At 68.8% G+C, this 15704-nt stretch carries 17 protein-coding genes; 9 read left to right on the top strand and 8 right to left on the bottom strand.

Going from position 1 to position 15704, the window contains the following annotated elements:
• Positions 1 to 35 precede the first annotated feature (35 nt).
• A complete protein-coding gene (locus tag MRBLWH11_RS07370; RefSeq protein WP_341947347.1) occupies positions 36 to 392 on the top strand; it encodes a hypothetical protein in 357 nt (118 codons plus the stop codon).
• Here MRBLWH11_RS07370 and MRBLWH11_RS07365 read toward each other — a convergent pair.
• A complete protein-coding gene (locus MRBLWH11_RS07365; RefSeq protein ID WP_341947346.1) occupies positions 361 to 1263 on the bottom strand; it encodes an ROK family protein in 903 nt (300 codons plus the stop codon). The genes MRBLWH11_RS07370 and MRBLWH11_RS07365 overlap by 32 nt on opposite strands.
• Positions 1260 to 1868 (bottom strand): orotate phosphoribosyltransferase, encoded by a 609-nt coding sequence (pyrE, locus tag MRBLWH11_RS07360; protein ID WP_341947345.1) that lies wholly within the window; start codon positions 1866 to 1868, stop codon positions 1260 to 1262. The genes MRBLWH11_RS07365 and pyrE overlap by 4 nt, the downstream gene beginning before the upstream one ends.
• 66 nt (positions 1869 to 1934) lie before the next feature.
• On the opposite strand from pyrE, the gene MRBLWH11_RS07355 reads away from it, so the two are divergent.
• Genes MRBLWH11_RS07355 through MRBLWH11_RS07340 form a run of 4 tightly spaced genes read left to right on the top strand, consistent with a single transcriptional unit; the run spans position 1935 to position 6251 of the window.
• Complete coding sequence (locus MRBLWH11_RS07355) at positions 1935 to 2366, top strand: heme-binding protein (RefSeq protein ID WP_116633776.1); 432 nt, start codon at positions 1935 to 1937, stop codon at positions 2364 to 2366.
• Positions 2363 to 4555 (top strand): malate synthase G, encoded by a 2193-nt coding sequence (locus tag MRBLWH11_RS07350; RefSeq protein WP_341947344.1) that lies wholly within the window; start codon positions 2363 to 2365, stop codon positions 4553 to 4555. Before MRBLWH11_RS07355 ends, MRBLWH11_RS07350 begins: the two co-directional genes overlap by 4 nt.
• A gap of 9 nt (positions 4556 to 4564) precedes the next feature.
• Positions 4565 to 5410 carry an exodeoxyribonuclease III gene (locus MRBLWH11_RS07345; protein ID WP_341947343.1) on the top strand — a complete coding sequence of 282 codons (846 nt, stop codon included), beginning with the start codon at positions 4565 to 4567 and terminating at the stop codon, positions 5408 to 5410.
• 28 nt (positions 5411 to 5438) lie between these two features.
• Positions 5439 to 6251, top strand: coding sequence for an HAD family hydrolase (locus tag MRBLWH11_RS07340; RefSeq protein ID WP_341947342.1), 813 nt, complete (start codon positions 5439 to 5441; stop codon positions 6249 to 6251).
• Here MRBLWH11_RS07340 and MRBLWH11_RS07335 read toward each other — a convergent pair.
• The 5 genes from MRBLWH11_RS07335 to MRBLWH11_RS07315 all read right to left on the bottom strand — a co-directional run bounded on the left by MRBLWH11_RS07335 (position 6248) and on the right by MRBLWH11_RS07315 (position 10898).
• Entirely contained in the window at positions 6248 to 6454 is a 207-nt protein-coding gene (locus tag MRBLWH11_RS07335) for a hypothetical protein (RefSeq protein WP_116633772.1), read from the bottom strand. The genes MRBLWH11_RS07340 and MRBLWH11_RS07335 overlap by 4 nt on opposite strands.
• Positions 6451 to 6984 (bottom strand): hypothetical protein, encoded by a 534-nt coding sequence (locus MRBLWH11_RS07330; protein WP_341947341.1) that lies wholly within the window; start codon positions 6982 to 6984, stop codon positions 6451 to 6453. The genes MRBLWH11_RS07335 and MRBLWH11_RS07330 overlap by 4 nt, the downstream gene beginning before the upstream one ends.
• A gap of 113 nt (positions 6985 to 7097) precedes the next feature.
• A complete protein-coding gene (locus MRBLWH11_RS07325; RefSeq protein WP_341947340.1) occupies positions 7098 to 8810 on the bottom strand; it encodes a carboxypeptidase-like regulatory domain-containing protein in 1713 nt (570 codons plus the stop codon).
• Between the two features lie 928 nt (positions 8811 to 9738).
• Positions 9739 to 10218 carry a hypothetical protein gene (locus MRBLWH11_RS07320; protein WP_341947339.1) on the bottom strand — a complete coding sequence of 160 codons (480 nt, stop codon included), beginning with the start codon at positions 10216 to 10218 and terminating at the stop codon, positions 9739 to 9741.
• Between the two features lie 29 nt (positions 10219 to 10247).
• Positions 10248 to 10898, bottom strand: a complete 651-nt coding sequence (locus MRBLWH11_RS07315; RefSeq protein WP_341947338.1) for a dihydrofolate reductase family protein — start codon at positions 10896 to 10898, stop codon at positions 10248 to 10250.
• A 138-nt stretch (positions 10899 to 11036) separates the two neighbouring features.
• Between MRBLWH11_RS07315 and MRBLWH11_RS07310 the strand changes: the two genes are divergently transcribed.
• Genes MRBLWH11_RS07310 through MRBLWH11_RS07295 form a run of 4 tightly spaced genes read left to right on the top strand, consistent with a single transcriptional unit; the run spans position 11037 to position 14823 of the window.
• Entirely contained in the window at positions 11037 to 12302 is a 1266-nt protein-coding gene (locus tag MRBLWH11_RS07310) for a sensor histidine kinase (RefSeq protein ID WP_341947337.1), read from the top strand.
• Positions 12299 to 12976 carry a response regulator transcription factor gene (locus MRBLWH11_RS07305; RefSeq protein WP_341947335.1) on the top strand — a complete coding sequence of 226 codons (678 nt, stop codon included), beginning with the start codon at positions 12299 to 12301 and terminating at the stop codon, positions 12974 to 12976. The genes MRBLWH11_RS07310 and MRBLWH11_RS07305 overlap by 4 nt, the downstream gene beginning before the upstream one ends.
• Complete coding sequence (locus MRBLWH11_RS07300) at positions 12933 to 13619, top strand: class I SAM-dependent methyltransferase (RefSeq protein ID WP_341947334.1); 687 nt, start codon at positions 12933 to 12935, stop codon at positions 13617 to 13619. The genes MRBLWH11_RS07305 and MRBLWH11_RS07300 overlap by 44 nt, the downstream gene beginning before the upstream one ends.
• Before the next feature lie 10 nt (positions 13620 to 13629).
• Positions 13630 to 14823, top strand: coding sequence for a benzoate/H(+) symporter BenE family transporter (locus MRBLWH11_RS07295; RefSeq protein WP_341947333.1), 1194 nt, complete (start codon positions 13630 to 13632; stop codon positions 14821 to 14823).
• 3 nt (positions 14824 to 14826) lie between these two features.
• Here the strand turns inward: MRBLWH11_RS07295 and MRBLWH11_RS07290 are convergent, their stop codons facing one another.
• Entirely contained in the window at positions 14827 to 15678 is an 852-nt protein-coding gene (locus tag MRBLWH11_RS07290; protein WP_341947332.1) for an alpha/beta hydrolase, read from the bottom strand.
• Positions 15679 to 15704: the final 26 nt, after the last annotated feature.

Below are 15704 nucleotides of genomic sequence, written 5' to 3'. Positions count from 1 at the left end.
TGGCACATCCCGAACCTGAGCCGCAGAATGGAGCCGTGTACGTGTCCGTGGAGACCTTGACGATCGTCATCAGCGCGATCGGCATCGTGCTGACCCTCGGGGCGAGCCTGTTCGCCGGTTTCGCCTGGATGGTGCGCCGCATCGACGCGGTCGACACGAAGCTCACGACCCGCATCAACGCCGTCGACGAGAAACTCACCGCACGAATCGACGCCGTCGACGAGAAACTCACCGCACGAATCGACGCCGTCGAGGAGAAGCTCACCGCACGCATCGACGCCCTGGCCGACGAGGTCACCGGAGTGAAGATCGCGATCGCGAGGCTCGAAGGACCGCCCGCCACCTCGTCACCGCGAGCAGCTAGCGCAGCACGAGCGCCGCAGCGCCGATGAGCGGACCCTCGTCGCCCAGTCCCGAGCGCACCACGCGCGCCTTGCGCGAGTACTCGTGCGCGGCGCTTGCGGTGAGCGCCTGCTGGACGAGTTCGATGTAGTCGTCGGACACGCGGGAGAAGCCTCCCCCGATGGCGACCGTGTCGAGGTCGACGAGGGTCGCGGCATCCGCCAACGCCTCACCGACAGCCTTCGCCGAGCGCTCGATCGCGGCACGCGCGATGGCGACTCCCGCCGCGGCGTCCCGAGCGAGGTCCTCGCCGGTCGCGCCGCTCCAGCCCTGCTGCTGCGCCCAGGCGGCACTCGCGGGCCCGGAGGCGATCTCCTCGAGCGTCAGCCCGCCCTCACGGCGCACCTGCCCGAGGTGGCCGGCGTTGCCGGTGGCGCCGGGGATGTAGGACCCGTTGACCACGAACCCGCCGCCGACGCCGGTGGACACGACGATCGAGAGCGAGGAACGGGCATCCTTCGTCGCACCGAGCCAGGACTCGGCGAGCGCGAGCGCTCCGCCGTCATGGCCGAAGACCGTCGGCAGCTCCCGGCCGAGGAGGCCGGAGGCGGCTGTGCGCACCGCCTCGGCGAGACCGTATCCGCGGGCCGCAGGCATGTTCACCGGGAGGATCTGGCCGACGTTCCGGTCGATCGGCCCCGCGCTGCCGATACCGGCGCCGACGAGTTCGGCGTCGTCGGGGAGACGGGAGAGAGCGTGGGCGATCACGGTCGCGATCGCGTCGTCGAGCGACGCGGGAGTGGCATCCCTGCCGGTCGCCCGGCGGCTGCGGCTTCCGTGCACGAGCACGCCGTCTTCGCCGACGAGCGCGGCTTCCATCTTCGTGCCGCCCACATCGACGGCCAGGGCGTAGCGCGTCACTGGGGGTCGAGCCCGAGGTCGTCGAGGTCGAAGGCGGCGCGCCACTCGAGGCCCTCGGCTTCGATCGCCGCCTGGGCGCCGGTCTTGCGGTCGACGATCACGGCGACGGCGACGATCTCGGCACCCTCGCGGCGCAGCGCCTCGACGGCCTTGAGAGCGGACTGCCCCGTGGTGGAGGTGTCCTCCACCACGACGACGCGCTTGCCCTTGACGTCGGCGCCTTCGATCTGACGGCCGCGGCCGTGGTCCTTCGGCTCCTTGCGCACCACGAACGCGTCGAGCGGGCGATCCGCGGCGACCGAGGCGTGCAGCACGGAGTTCGCGATCGGGTCGGCGCCGAGCGTGAGGCCACCGACGGCGACGATGTCGAGGTCGCCGATGAGGTCGAGCATGATGCGGCCGATCGCCGGAGCCGCGCGGTGGTCGAGGGTCAGCTTGCGCATGTCGACGTAGTACGTCGCCTTTTTGCCACTGGAGAGGGTGAAGTCGCCGTGGAACACCGCCTCGTCCTTGATCAGGTCGAGAAGGGTCTGGCGGTCTGCGTCGAGTGCGGTCACGGCATCCAGTGTAGAAGGCGCGGTTGAATCGGCGACGCCCGATGACATAGGATTCCGTCATACGAAAGTTAACATTCGCAGTGTGAATAGTTGAGATCGAGAAGAGGAGACGTCATGTCTACCCACCGCCAGATCGCCGCGATCAACTACGAGACGGCCGTCCGCGCCGTCGCCATCGCGATGGAGGTGGGCGAGAGCCACGGCGTGAAGACCGTCGTCGCCGTCGCCGATCCCTCGATGACGCTCATCGCCTACGGGATGTCCGACGGGGCCACACCGCACAGCGCAGAGACCAGCCGTCGCAAGGCCGCGACGTCGGCATCCACTCGTCGGCGCACCGGGCTGATCCCCGAAGCACTCAGCACCACGCTGCCCCTGGGCACCGGCGGCGCCCTCACGACGATCGACGGAGGCGTGCCGATCTTCTTCGGCGACGACCACGTCGGCGGACTGGGTGTCGCCGGAGGAACTCCCGTCCAGGATGCGGAGATCGCCCTGGAGACCCTGCAGCGCCTCGGCGCCCGAAGAGAAGGAATGCCCACATGACCTCGTATCTCACCCGAGCAGACCTCTCGGTGGCCGCGCCGATCGTGGAGTTCGCCGAGACGTCGCTCGCCGCTTCAGGACGCGACTCCGAGGCCTTCTGGCGCGAGGCGAGTGCGCTCATCCATGATCTGGGCCCGCGGAATGCGGAGCTGCTGCAGAGACGCGCCGAGCTCCAGCAGCGCATCGACGACTTCCACCGCGCGAACCCCGGAGCGCCGGATCCCGCCGCGTACCGGGCGCTGCTCACCGATATCGGCTATCTCGTCCCGGTTCCGGATGCCGTGTCTGTGACGACGGAGGATGTCGACCCGGAGATCGCGACGATGGCCGGGCCGCAGCTGGTCGTGCCGCTGCTGAACGCCCGGTTCGCACTGAACGCCGCCAACGCCCGATGGGGCTCCCTGTACGACGCGCTCTACGGCACCGACGCCGTGGACCAGACCGGCGATCTGGCACCGGGATCTCAGCACAACCCGGTGCGCGCCGCCGCGGTCGTCGCTCGCGGGCGCGAGTTCCTCGACCAGATCGCTCCGCTCGCCGAGGGCTCGCACCGCGATGCGACCGGTTACCTCGTCGACGCGGACGGCCTCGTGATCCGGACGCCCGGGGGCGACCGACGCCTCGCCGCACCCGAGGGTCTCGTCGGCTTCACCGGAGAGGCCGACGCCCCGACCGCCGTGCTGCTGCGGCACCACGGCCTGCACGCCGAGATCGTGATCGACCACGAGGGCGCGATCGGGCGCACCGAGGAGGCGGGGGTGCAGGACATCGTGCTCGAGTCCGCGCTCACCGCGATCCTCGACCTGGAGGACTCGGTCGCCGCCGTCGACGCCGACGACAAGGCCCTCGGCTACCGCAACTGGCGCGGGTTCATGGACGGCACGCTCACCGAGTCGGTGACCAAGGCCGGGCGCACGTTCCTCCGCGAGCTCGCACCCGACCGCACCTACCGCGCGGTCGACGGCGGCGAGCTGACGCTGCCGGGACGAGCGGTCCTCTTCGTCCGCAACGTGGGTCACCTCATGCGCACTGACGCGGTGCTCGATCGCCACGGCGAGCAGACCTTCGAGGGGATGCTCGACGCGATCATGACCGCCCTCGGCGCCCTCCCCGAACTCGAGGGGCCGCACCGCGGACGCAACTCGCGCAGCGGCTCGATGTACATCGTCAAGCCGAAGATGCATGGCCCGGACGAGGTCGCGTTCACGGCCGAGCTCTTCGGTCGCGTGGAGCAGCTGCTCGGGCTGCCCGCGCGCACCATGAAGATCGGGATCATGGACGAGGAGCGCCGCACGTCGGTGAACCTCCTGGCCGGCATCGCCGCGGCATCCGATCGCGTCGTATTCATCAACACCGGATTCCTCGACCGCACGGGCGACGAGATCCACACGTCGCTGCACGCGGGGCCCTTCCTGCCGAAGGCGGGGATCAAGGCGCAGCCGTTCATGGCGGCCTACGAGGCCCGCAACGTCGCGATCGGGCTGGCCGCCGGACTCGGCGGTCGCGCGCAGATCGGCAAAGGCATGTGGGCCGAGCCCGACCTCATGCACGACATGCTCGAGAAGAAGATCGCGCACGTGCGATCCGGGGCCTCGACCGCGTGGGTCCCCTCGCCGACCGCGGCGACCCTGCACGCGCTGCACTACCACCAGGTCGACGCGTTCGCGGTGCGGGAGACGCTGCCCGCCCTCGACGAGGCCTCGCTCGACGTGCTGCTCACGCCTCCGCTCGCCGGAGAGGGAGACCTCACGCCCGAGATCGTCGCCGACGAGATCGACAACAACGTGCAGTCGATCCTCGGCTACGTCGTGCGCTGGATCGATCAGGGCATCGGCGTCTCGAAGGTGCCCGACATCCGCGGCGTCGGCCTCATGGAAGACCGTGCCACGCTCCGCATCTCGAGCCAGCTACTGGCCAACTGGCTCGCGCACGGCGTGATCACCGAGGCGCAGATCGACGACAGCCTGCGGCGCCTGGCACCGGTCGTCGATGCGCAGAACGCCGGCGACGCCGCGTACGAGCCACTGGCGTTCGCCGAGGGTGAGGAGCCCGGAATCGCCTACACCGCGGCCCGGCGACTGATCGTCGAGGGCGCGGCGCAGCCGAGCGGATACACCGAGCCGCTGCTGCACGGCCTGCGCCGCGAGAAGAAGGCGCAGCAGGCGACCGCTGTCGGAGCCCGCAACTAGGCTGGACGCATGCGCTTGGCCACCTGGAACGTCAACTCCATCCGCACCCGCGTCACCCGCACCGTCGAATTCGCCGTACGCGAAGACATCGACGTGCTGGCGATGCAGGAGATCAAGTGCAAGCCGGAGCAGTTCCCGTACGGCCCGTTCGAAGAGGCCGGGTACCACGTCGAAGTGCACGGCCTGAACCAGTGGAACGGCGTCGCGATCGCGAGCCGGCTGCCGATCACCGATGTGCGCACCGCATTCGACGGGATGCCGGGCTTCGCGAAGGGGCATGAGGGTCCGGATGCTCCGCTCGAGGCCCGCGCGCTGGGCGTGCTGGTCGACGGCGTGCGGGTGTGGAGCCTGTACGTGCCCAACGGCCGTTCGCTCGACGATCCGCACCTCGCCTACAAGCTGCACTGGCTCGAGGCGCTGCGGAACTCCACGGCGGCCGAGCTCGCGGCGAACCCCGAGCTGCCGCTCGCGCTGGTCGGCGACTTCAACATCATCCCCTTCGACCATGACAACGGCGACCCCGACATCGTCGTCGGCCGGTCCACCCACGTCTCGCCGCCCGAGCGCGCCGCCTTCTTCGCGTTCGAAGACGCCGGGGTGACCGATGTCGTGCGCCCGCTCCTCCCCGAGGGGTACACGTACTGGGACTACCAGCGGCTGAAGTTCCCGCGCAACGAGGGCATCCGCATCGACTTCGTGCTCGGGTCGCGCACGTTCGCCGATGCCGTCACGGGCGCGTCGATCCACCGCAACGAGCGCAAGGGCGAGCAGCCCAGCGACCACGTGCCCGTGGTCGTCGACCTCGATCTCGGCGGCGCCGAGGACGACGACGACCTGCCGATGATCTTCTCCTGACACTTCGACAGGCTCAGGGACACATCCGATGCGCCTGATCGCCACCGATCTCGACGGCACGCTTCTCGACTCCTCATCGCACGTCTCCCCGCGCACGCGTACGGCGCTGGATGCCGCTCGTGAGCGCGGCATCCACGTCGTCCCGGTGACCGCCCGCCAGCCGATCGGCCTGCGCGCGATCGCGGCAGATGCGGCGTTCCACGGTTGGGCGCTGTGCAGCAACGGGGCGTATGCCGTGCACCTGACCGACGAACGGATGCTGTTCGCCGAGGAACTCCCCGCCGACACGATCCGCACGCTCGCCGAGGCGCTGCGCGCCAGCATCCCCGGGCTGCTGTTCGCGAGCGTGCGCGACGCCGGCGAGACGTTCGTGGCGCAGGAAGGGTATGCGGCGATCGCGGACCTGACCGATCACAAGCGAGCCCCGGAGACGATGGGCGGCGTCGCTTTCGACGACGTCGTGTCCGCACCGAGTGTTAAGTTCGTGATCCGGCATCCCGAGCTCGCCGCCGCCGCACTCTTCGATACCCTGCGTTCGCTCGGCCTCACCGGTTTCGAGGCCACTCTGTCGGGCGCGCCGTTCGTCGAGGTCATGGCCGAGGGGGTCACGAAGGCCACGGGGCTCGCACGCCTGTGCGCGCACCTCGGCATCGACCGCGCCGACGTCGTCGCGTTCGGCGACGCGCTCAACGACGTCGAGATGCTCCGCTGGGCCGGGCGCGGCGTCGCCATGGCCGGCGCGGAGGCCGTCGTGCAGGATGCCGCCGACGAGACGACCGCGTCGAACGACGATGACGGGGTGGCGCAGGTGATCGAGCGGATGCTCGGAATCTCCGCCTAGAGCATTTCTCGTGCCGACGAGAGGAGCCACTCCATTGCCTCCACCGGAACGTCAGGCTCGAAAACGGTCACCGTCCGCGCCCGGGTGGAGTCGTCTTCATAGACCTCAGCGATGATCACGCCACCAGCTCTGGTCAGCTCGAGGGCCATTCCATCACGCACGCCGACAGAGCTGGCCAGCACGAGAGAGTATCCGTCGATCATGATTCCGGTGCGGAGTCGACTGCGTGTGTATGCGTCTCCAAGAGTTCTTTGAGCTCCTGGTCGATGACCAGGATCAGGAACGATTCCGCGTCGTAGATCGAGTGGATGACGGCTCGCGCCTCGCGTACCAGCAGCTCGACGTCCGATTCGGACAGTGGACCACTTGGGGGGCGAAAGGCGTGACCACCTTGAGCACCGCAGATGAAGGCATTCAGCGGATACCCCGACGCTCCGGTCCGTAGGAGGCGCGTCAGGCGGTCGGGGCCCGACTGCAGGTCATTCCAACGAATGACTCGGTCATCGATGAATGAGACGTCGTCGAGTCCCGGGTCACCGCGGCGCGCAAGATCGTCGTCGACCACGAGGATGCTGTCCGAGATTGCGGAGAGACTCCGAAGGAATCTCCCCAGAAGGAGATCGGCATCGCCGAGCTGCGCAGATCGCGCGAAATCTGCCACATCGGCGCCGGCCCGATCACGAGGCATGATCGCAAAGGCGTGGACTTGTTCGTGGTCGAGCCTGGCGGCCATCTGTGCGGAGATACCGGACCCCTGGTCGAGGGATTCCCTTGACCAGGCCATCGCTTGGCCACGCGAAATCGGTACCCACGCCCCATGAATGTGCATGGCCGCGTGGCTCCTCCTCAGACCTGCACCCGACGGCGCCGCCGCACGAGGGTCAGACCCGCGAGCAGCAGCAGCAGAGCGGTCGCAGCTGCGGCGACCGGCGCATCCGAGCCCGTGTTCGCGAGAGCACCTCCGGTTCCGCCGGTGGTGGCCCCTCCCGAACCGGTGCTCCCTGCGGCTGTGACGTTCAACGCCGCGGTCGCGACCACGGTCGCGCCGGAAAACGCGACCAGCGTGTGGGCGCCGGCCGGAGCACTGGCCGGAATCGTGAACGAGCCCTTCAGCACACCTCCCGCGTCTGCCGTCAGCGTGCCGAGCACGATCGGGTCGGAGTGCAGTTCGAACGTGATCTCGGCACTCGGCGCGAAGCCGGTTCCCGAGACCGTGATGTCGCCTCCGGCCTGCGCGGCGCCGGACGAAAGCACGAGAGTCGGCTCTGGCTCCGTGTCGGCCGTGAGCAGGAAGTCGATCCCCTGCACGATGTCACCCGGGGAGAGGGAGAGCGGCGTCGCCTCGGCAGCCGTCTCGACCCCGTCGAAGAACTGCGAGATCGTGGCCGTCGCGCCATCCGTGAACGTGGCCGTTGCCTTCAGGATGTATGTCCCCTTCTGGAGAAGCATCGAGTAGGCGCCCGTGGCCGGGTCGGCATACTTGTTCGCGACCTGGATGCCGTCGCTCCAGGCTTCCACGAGGATCTCCGACGCTGCGCCGGCGTCGACCGTCACCGTGCCGGTGACGGTCGCGATCTCGTCGAGCACAGCGTCGACGCTCTCGACTTCGTCGCCCGCAGAGACGGTGACGGCGGTCGCAGCGTCCCAGACTGGCGCATCGTTCCACCACTCCTCCGCCAGGCCGGAAGAACGGAAGAGCACCTTGTAGGTTCCCGCAGGAACTGCGACGCGGTAGCCGCCGTCGACCTCCGTATAGCTGAACTCGAAGTCGAACCGCTCATCGACGTCGTAGACCAGCACCGAGGAGAACAGCGGCTGCCCGTCGGCCCCACTGGTCACCGTGCCGCTGATGTACCCCGCGGCGGCGAGAGCCGCATCCACGCCCGCGGTCGTCTGCCCGCTGACGACAGCGATGACGGTCCCGGAATCCCCCCGGTACTGGTTCTCCCAGAACTCGGACAGCAGCTCCGGATCCGGAGAGCCGAAGCGCAGCCGGTACGAACCATCGGGGAGACCGCCGAGGTGGTACTCACCCGTCGCATCCGTCCGGGTCATTCCGACGATCTCATTGTGCGCATCGAGAGCGGATACGGAGACGTTCTCGAGCGGGGAGCTGTCGTCCTCGCGGGTGACGACACCCGTGATCGTGCCTCCCACGCTCAGCGCGGCGTCGATGCCCGCGACGACGGTGCCGTCGCCGATGACGATCGGAGTCGCAGCATCCCATCGCTCGGCGTTCTCCCAGTACTCCGACTTCAGATCGGTGCCTTCGGGGGTGAAGGAGACCAGGTGGGAGCCGGGTGCCAGACCGGTCAGTGAGTAGGCTCCCGCCTCGTCCGTCTCCGTCGATACCCAGGCCGCCCCCTCCCCGCCTGCCGAGACCGTGACGCCCTCGAGCGGAGTGCCGTCGTCCTCGCGCGTGACCACCCCGCTGATGGAGCCCGACCCTGCGGCATCCTCCGGTCCGGCGGCAGCCGCCGTCGTCGCACCGCCCAGGGCGAGCGCGAACGCCGCCATCCCGCCGAGCATCGCCCGCATCATCCCGCGTCGTCGCGTCATCGTCCCACCCTGTGAAGGAGGTCGCGCGCGCAACATTCACGCTGTCCCGCTCGGCCCTCGAGCCTCTGCCGAAAATGCGGCAACGGATCGAATCTAGAGGATGCCTGCACAGGAAGGGAATAGTCGATTCAACGGATGAACCGGAACGAAACCTCTCACTCGTATGTCCCGAACCTCGGCGCCTGTCCGTGCACCGGAGTCCCCGATTCCGACGGGTGGCATGGTGCTTGAGCCTCACTGCTCACCATCGCGGGCAACCACCGATCAGTCGGAACTGCGCCTCGGCACGCATATCAAGAGAAGGAAAGAAGTCGCGCCCGTTACTGAACCCGCGGCTAGAGGGAAACCACCGACTTGCGCCAACGAGAACCAAGTTAACGCGTAGACCAGCAACCCCGAGATGCCCGCCGTGACGATCTTTCCCCCGAGCGAGGCGCGGACTCGGAAGGCGACACCAGGAGCAATCGAGGCGACGAGGAGTACTACAAACATTGCTGCGCTCGCAGAAAAAGCGTCGCGAATACTCGCCGCAGGGCCGCGATCGAGAACTACTTGGCCGAGAAACAAGAATCGATACGAAAACCCCAGCACGACCGCGAGCGCTGCGATAAGAGGAAGACACCGAAGAACGAATCTGGCTAACCTGACCTTCTCCACGTCACTCACTGGCGGAGCATCCGTTTCAATTCGCGGCCTGCATGTCCGGAGCCCCTTGCCGGCATTCTGGGCGAGAGTGGCCACCCGTCCCGTTCGTTACGGTCTGCACGTCCACCGTCCCCTCCAGATTCGGGAACAACCACGTCAACGTCGTCCCCGTGGTCCCGGTCTTCGCCGACTTCTCCGCAATCGGCTTACCCTCCGCACCACTGTACGTCCGCACACCCGCCACCACAGCAGAACCCGCAGCCTGCGACAACCCGCGAGACAACTAGGTCGTATTCGGACAAGGCTGAGAAGACACGTCTCCCTCCGGCGTCACCCACTCACCCGCCGAGAGTCCTTCCTCCGGAATCATGAACAGCGCGGAAGTGACCTGCCCTTTCTCCTCGTTCATGTCCAAGAAGTACCGCACGCCCGGCTCGATAGTTGGCTGCAGGCTGACGCCATCGACCAGACCGGCATTTTCACCACCGACGACGAGCACCTCTCCAGCCGCGATGGTGCGGTCACCGGAGGCCTCCCATACGTGCCGACGCCCTTCGACGCCGGGAAGGTCTGGCCGTTCTTCCACATAAACCGTGGTGATCGTCCGAGCTTCGCAGGCCGCAATCAGGAGGTTCTCGCCATCAGTTCCGAGCGCATATGGACCGTACTGGTAGTAGGTCTCGCATCCGGTCAGGACAAGCACCACGCCCGTCAAGAACGCGAGTGCAGTCGCGTGCCGCGAGCTCGATCTTTTCAGCCGCATCCTTCGTAGCCTCCTCCGAGCGAAGCCCCTCACTCGTATGTGCCGACCTCCGGCACCTTCTCCGTCCGCCCGTAGCGCAGCAGCGTGACGCCACCGTCGTCGGTCTTCGCCGGCTCGAGCAGGGTGAGGACCGAGGGCAGTGCGTCGTCGTCGAACACCTTCTTGCCGGCTCCGAGCAGGATCGGGTACACCCAGAGGTTCAGTTCGTCGAACAGCCCCTCGGCGAGCAGGGTGTGCACGAAGTCGACGCTGCCGATGACATGCACCTCGCGGTGGTTCTCGCGCATCGCGGCGATCTCGGCCGCGAGGTCGTCGCCGACGCGGGTGCTGCCCTCCCAGTCGAGCGTGAAGTCGGCATCCCGCGTCGCCACGTACTTGGGCACGCTGTTGAAGAGTGTGCCGATCGCGCCGGATTCACCCTCGGTGTGGTGCGGCCAGTACGCCGCGAAGATGTCGTAGGTGCGACGGCCGAGCAGCAGGGCATCGAGCTGCTGCATGCCCTTCTCGACCTCGGGTCCGACACCCGACGAGGGGTGCCCTGCCTGCCAGCCGCTGAAGCGGAAGCCGCCCGAGGTGTCCTCGTCGGTGCCGCCCGGCCCCTGCGCGACGCCGTCGAGGGTCATGAAGAGGTCGATCAGGATGCGACCGGATGCCGCCGTGCTCGAATCAAGAGTGCTCATGTCCTGCTCCTTGCTGTCGGTGCGACGAATCGGGATTGCGAGATGAACGCTACGCAACCTCGATCGCGCTGTCGATGGGGCTACCGGGTCCGCCGCGTGGGGGATGCCCTGGCATCCGCTCCCCCATACGGTGGGAGGATGCCCGCCGTCCCGTTCACCCGCACGCCGACCGCCCGAGAGCAGCGCAGCGACCTGCTGCTCGCCGCCGTGCTGTTCGTCGGCGCCGTCCTGAGCGCCGGGCTCTCCTCGATCGCGCAGATGTACGGCGACGAGCAGGCCGACCTGTGGACCGCCGTCGTCTACGCCGTGGTCGTCACCGCGCCGCTGGCCTTCCGCCGCCGATGGCCCGGCATCGTCGCCGTCGTCACGGCCACGGCCTACTTCGTCGCCGTGACGATCAAGATCCCTGAGGTCTACGTCGGCAACATCGCGATGTTCATCGGACTGTACTCGGTGGGCGCATGGATGAACCACCGCCGTCGCGCCATGATCGTGCGCATCGCGATCATCGTCGGCATGTTCGCCTGGCTGCTGATCACGATGTACTACGAGGCGATCACGCAGGCCGATGAGGCCGAGGTCGTCGCGGGCGCCTTCTCGCCCTACGTCGCCTTCATGATGATCCAGATCCTGTTGAACGCGCTCTACTTCGGCGGCGCGTACTACTTCGGCGAGCGCGCCTGGCACTCGGCCGCGGAACGCGAGGTCCTCGAGCAGCGCACGAGCGAACTGGAGCGCGAGCGCGAGGTAACTGCGGCGCAGGCGGTCGCGCTCGACAGGGTGCGCATCGCCCGCGAGCTGCACGACGTCGTGGCGCATCACGTGTCGGTCATGGGGGTGCAGGCGGGGGCCGCGCGACTGGTGATCGACCAGGATCCGGCGCAGTCGACCCGCATACTCGCCGGGATCGAGGACTCGGCGCGCGACGCCATCAGCGAGCTGCGGCAGCTGCTCGAGACGCTGCGCACCCCCGGGGGCGACACCGCCGAGCCGGCATCCACTCTCACCCTCGACGACATCGCCGAGCTCGCGGCCGCCTCGACCGACGCCGGCCTTCCGACCGACTACGCCGTGATCGGGGAGCCCGTCGCCGTCCCTTCGCTCATCGCCGTGAACCTGTACCGCATCGCGCAGGAGTCGCTCACGAACGCCCGCCGCCACGCGGGCGTCGGAGCGACGGCCGACGTGCGCGTGCGCTACGACGACGACGGCGTGGAGGTCGAGATCGTGAACACCGGACGCACGGTCGCCCAGCTGCGACCGGGCCTCGGTCAGCTCGGCATGCGCGAGCGCGCCGCAGCGTCCGGCGGCACCCTCGAGGTGACGCCCCGGACCCTCGGCGGTCTGCGCGTGCGCGCCCGCGTCCCCCTGCCCGTGACCGCCGAGGCGAGGAGCACCCGATGACAGACCCGCAGATCCGCGTCCTCATCGTCGACGACCACTCGATGCTGCGGGCGGGATTCCGCACGATCCTCGACATCCAGCCCGACATCACGGTGGTCGGCGAAGCGGCGACGGGAGCCGAGGCTGTGGCCCAGGCATCCGCTCTCCTCCCCGACGTCATCACGATGGACGTGCAGATGCCCGACATGGACGGCATCGAGGCGACCAGACGGATCGTCGCCGATCCCGCCGTCGGAGCGGCGATCGCGATCGTCACCACGTTCGACCAGGACGACTACCTCTATCAGGCGCTGGATGCCGGAGCCAGTGGCTTCCTGCTCAAGAACGCCGGCGCCGAAGACCTGATCGCCGCCGTGCGCGCCCTGGCCGCCGGCGACGGGATGCTGGCGCCCGAGGTCACGCGCCGGGTGCTGGCGCGGTTCGTCGGAGCATCCGCTCCTGCACCCGCTGCCGTCCCGCCGCCGAACCCGACCGTCCTGGCCGAGCCGCTCACCGACCGCGAGGCCGAGGTTCTGACGCTGCTCGCCGATGCGCGCAGCAACGCCGAGATCGCGACCGCTCTCTTCATCGGCGAGGCCACCGTGAAGACGCACGTCTCGCGCATCCTGCAGAAGCTGGGAGCGCGCGACCGTGTGCAGGCCGTGGTCCTGGCGCATCGGATGGGTCTCGCCTGAGGCGACCGTGGTCGAGTACTGGAATCACAACAGCGCCTACCACCCGTGGATCATCGGGATCGTGTCCGGCATGCGTGCTCCCGATGTGCTCGATGTGGGATGCGGCGAGGGGCTGCTGCTGCAGCGGCTCGCCCCTCTGAGCGCCACGGTGACGGGCGTCGAGCCCGACCCGGGGGCGGCCGCGCGAGCGGGTGCCCGTCTGCTCCGCACGCCGAACGCATCCGTCACGACATCGGGCTTCGCGGCCTTCGACGCGGGCGACCGCCTCTTCGACGTCATCACCTTCGTCGCCGCACTCCATCACATGGACACGCGTTCGTCGTTGGCGAAGGCCGAGACGCTCCTGCGCCCCGGCGGGAAGCTGCTCGTCGTCGGGTTGGCCGCCAACCGGACGTTCGCGGACTGGGTCCTCTCGGGCATCGCACTGCCCTGGGTGCGGCTCGGATCGATGCTCCACCGGGAGTCGCGCGACATCGGCGTCCCCACCGCCGAGGCCACGGAGAACGTGGCAGAGATCCGAGCCATCGCTCACGAAGAACTCCCCGGCGCTCGGCTCAGGCGCGGCCTCTACTACCGCTACCTGCTGTCCTGGACGAAACCGACCGACGACGTCGAAGGCGCTGTCACCGCCCCTCCGCGATAACCTCGTACCCATGCCCGGCGCTGCTCCCCTGTCCCGCCCGATCCTGGCGGGAGTGGTCACCGCGCTGGTCGGCTTCACGAGCTCCTTCGCGGTGGTGCTCACGGGTCTCGATGCCGTCGGCGCGACGCCGGCCCAGGCGGCCAGCGGACTGCTCGCGGTCAGTCTCACCATGGGGCTCGCCTGCATCGTGCTGGCCTGGCGATACCGGATGCCGATCACCGTCGCGTGGTCGACTCCCGGGGCGGCGCTGCTCGCGGCGACCGGTGCGGTCGACGGCGGCTGGCCGGCGGCGGTCGGCGCGTTCCTCGTGACCGCGGCGCTCATCCTCCTCACAGCCCTGTGGCCGGCGCTCGGCGCGCTGATCGCCCGCATCCCGCCGTCGATCGCGCAGGCGATGCTGGCCGGGGTCCTCCTCCCGCTCTGCCTGGCGCCGATCAGCGGCCTCGTGGCGAACCCCTGGGGCGTGGTCCCCGTCGTGCTCACGTGGCTGGTGTTCGCGCGCCTCGCGCCGCGCTGGGCCGTACCGCTCGCCTTCGTCGCGGCGGCCGTCGTCGTCGCGGTCTCGCTCGTCCACACCGGCACGACGTTCGATCCGGCTCTCCTGCTCCCGCGCGTGGAGCTGACCACGCCGACGTTCACGGTCGGCGCGCTCGTCGGCCTCGCCCTGCCGCTGTTCATCGTGACCATGGCGTCGCAGAACGTGCCGGGCATCGCGATCATGCGCAGCTTCGGATACGAGGTGCCCTGGCGTCCTGCGATGCTCGTGACCGGACTCGGCACCGCGCTCGGCGCCACCGCGGGCGGTCATGCGATCAACCTCGCCGCCATCAGCGCGGCTCTCGCCGCGTCTCCGGATGCCGACCCCGATCCGAAGCGCCGCTGGGTCGCCGGCGTCTCGACGGGCGGGTCGTACCTCGTCCTCGGCGCCTGCTCGGCCGCGTTCGCCGCGCTCGTGACTCTCGCACCAGAGGCCGTGATCCCCGCCGTCGCCGGCCTCGCGCTGTTCGCTGCCTTCGGCGCCGCCGTGCAGCAGGCCATCGACGACCCGGCCGAGCGCATCCCCGCCGTCGTGACATTCCTCGTCGCGGCGTCCGGCATCGCGGTGCTCGGCGTCAGCGCGGCGTTCTGGGCGCTCGTCGCGGGACTCGTCGTGCGTGCTGTCCTGACCCTTCGACAGGCTCAGGGCCCCAGAGCGCGGGGCTGATCGTCACGCGAGTCGCACGAGGAACGGCCGTAGTCGGTCGACGACCTCGCCGAGGTGCGTCTCCAGCAGCCAGTGGCCGCCGTCCAGGATGTGCAGCTCCGCCTCCGGCACGTCGCGCAGGTAGGCTCGGGCCGCATCCGCCGGCATGTACCCGTCGTTCTCGCCCCAGACGATGAGAGTCGGCGGGCGGTGCTCCCGCAGATACGCCTGTTGCAGGGGGAAGCGCTCCAGCGTCGTGCGCTGGTCATGGAACAGACGTGCGTACTCGAACCGACCAGGCGTCATCAGCGCCCAGTGCAGCATCCAGAGGTCCGGGGCGACGCGGTCCGCGAGCTCCGGCGGAAGCTCGCCGACGAACTCGTCGCGGAACCCCTCCTCGCTGATGTTGGCGGCCAGCTCGTGGAGTCCGAGCGGCGTGGGATCGCTCCAGTAGCGGCGAAGCGCGTCGTACTTCGGCCCGAACCGGTCCTCGTAGATGTCGCCGTTCTGGATGACCAGCCCCGCGACCCGCTCGGGTCTGCGCATCGCGAGCTCGAACCCGAACTGCGACCCGTAGTCGTGGAGGTAGAGGACGTAGCGGTCGAGCCCGAGCTCGTCGGTGAAGGCCTCCAACCAGTCGGCGTAGGCGGCGAAGGTGTACGGGAAGACGGTCGGAGGAGGCGTCTCGGAGTATCCGAATCCCGGCGCGTCCGGAGCGACGAGGTACCAGTCGTCCGCCAGAGCGGGCATGAGGTTGCGGAACTCGAACGACGACGCGGGGTAGCCGTGCGGCAGCAGCAGGAGCGGGGCCGTCGGATCGCCGGCGTGCCTGTAGAACGTCTCGATGCCCTGCACGCGTGCCGTCGCTGTCCTCACCGGGCGGATCATCGTCCGGACACCTC

Source organism: Microbacterium sp. LWH11-1.2, assembly GCF_038397745.1.
In the GTDB taxonomy this organism is placed as follows: domain Bacteria; phylum Actinomycetota; class Actinomycetes; order Actinomycetales; family Microbacteriaceae; genus Microbacterium.
Note: the sequence above shows the minus strand (reverse complement) of the source record. Positions and strands in the feature narration are given on the sequence as shown.

Coding starts and splice junctions, on each gene's coding strand:
- pyrE (WP_341947345.1), bottom strand. CDS start 1,868: ATGTCATCGGGCGTCGCCGATTCAACCGCGCCTTCTACACTGGATGCC.
- MRBLWH11_RS07355 (WP_116633776.1), top strand. CDS start 1,935: ATGTCTACCCACCGCCAGATCGCCGCGATCAACTACGAGACGGCCGTC.
- MRBLWH11_RS07350 (WP_341947344.1), top strand. CDS start 2,363: ATGACCTCGTATCTCACCCGAGCAGACCTCTCGGTGGCCGCGCCGATC.
- MRBLWH11_RS07345 (WP_341947343.1), top strand. CDS start 4,565: ATGCGCTTGGCCACCTGGAACGTCAACTCCATCCGCACCCGCGTCACC.
- MRBLWH11_RS07340 (WP_341947342.1), top strand. CDS start 5,439: ATGCGCCTGATCGCCACCGATCTCGACGGCACGCTTCTCGACTCCTCA.
- MRBLWH11_RS07335 (WP_116633772.1), bottom strand. CDS start 6,454: ATGATCGACGGATACTCTCTCGTGCTGGCCAGCTCTGTCGGCGTGCGT.
- MRBLWH11_RS07330 (WP_341947341.1), bottom strand. CDS start 6,984: ATGGCCGCCAGGCTCGACCACGAACAAGTCCACGCCTTTGCGATCATG.
- MRBLWH11_RS07325 (WP_341947340.1), bottom strand. CDS start 8,810: ATGACGCGACGACGCGGGATGATGCGGGCGATGCTCGGCGGGATGGCG.
- MRBLWH11_RS07320 (WP_341947339.1), bottom strand. CDS start 10,218: ATGCGGCTGAAAAGATCGAGCTCGCGGCACGCGACTGCACTCGCGTTC.
- MRBLWH11_RS07315 (WP_341947338.1), bottom strand. CDS start 10,898: ATGAGCACTCTTGATTCGAGCACGGCGGCATCCGGTCGCATCCTGATC.
- MRBLWH11_RS07310 (WP_341947337.1), top strand. CDS start 11,037: ATGCCCGCCGTCCCGTTCACCCGCACGCCGACCGCCCGAGAGCAGCGC.
- MRBLWH11_RS07305 (WP_341947335.1), top strand. CDS start 12,299: ATGACAGACCCGCAGATCCGCGTCCTCATCGTCGACGACCACTCGATG.
- MRBLWH11_RS07295 (WP_341947333.1), top strand. CDS start 13,630: ATGCCCGGCGCTGCTCCCCTGTCCCGCCCGATCCTGGCGGGAGTGGTC.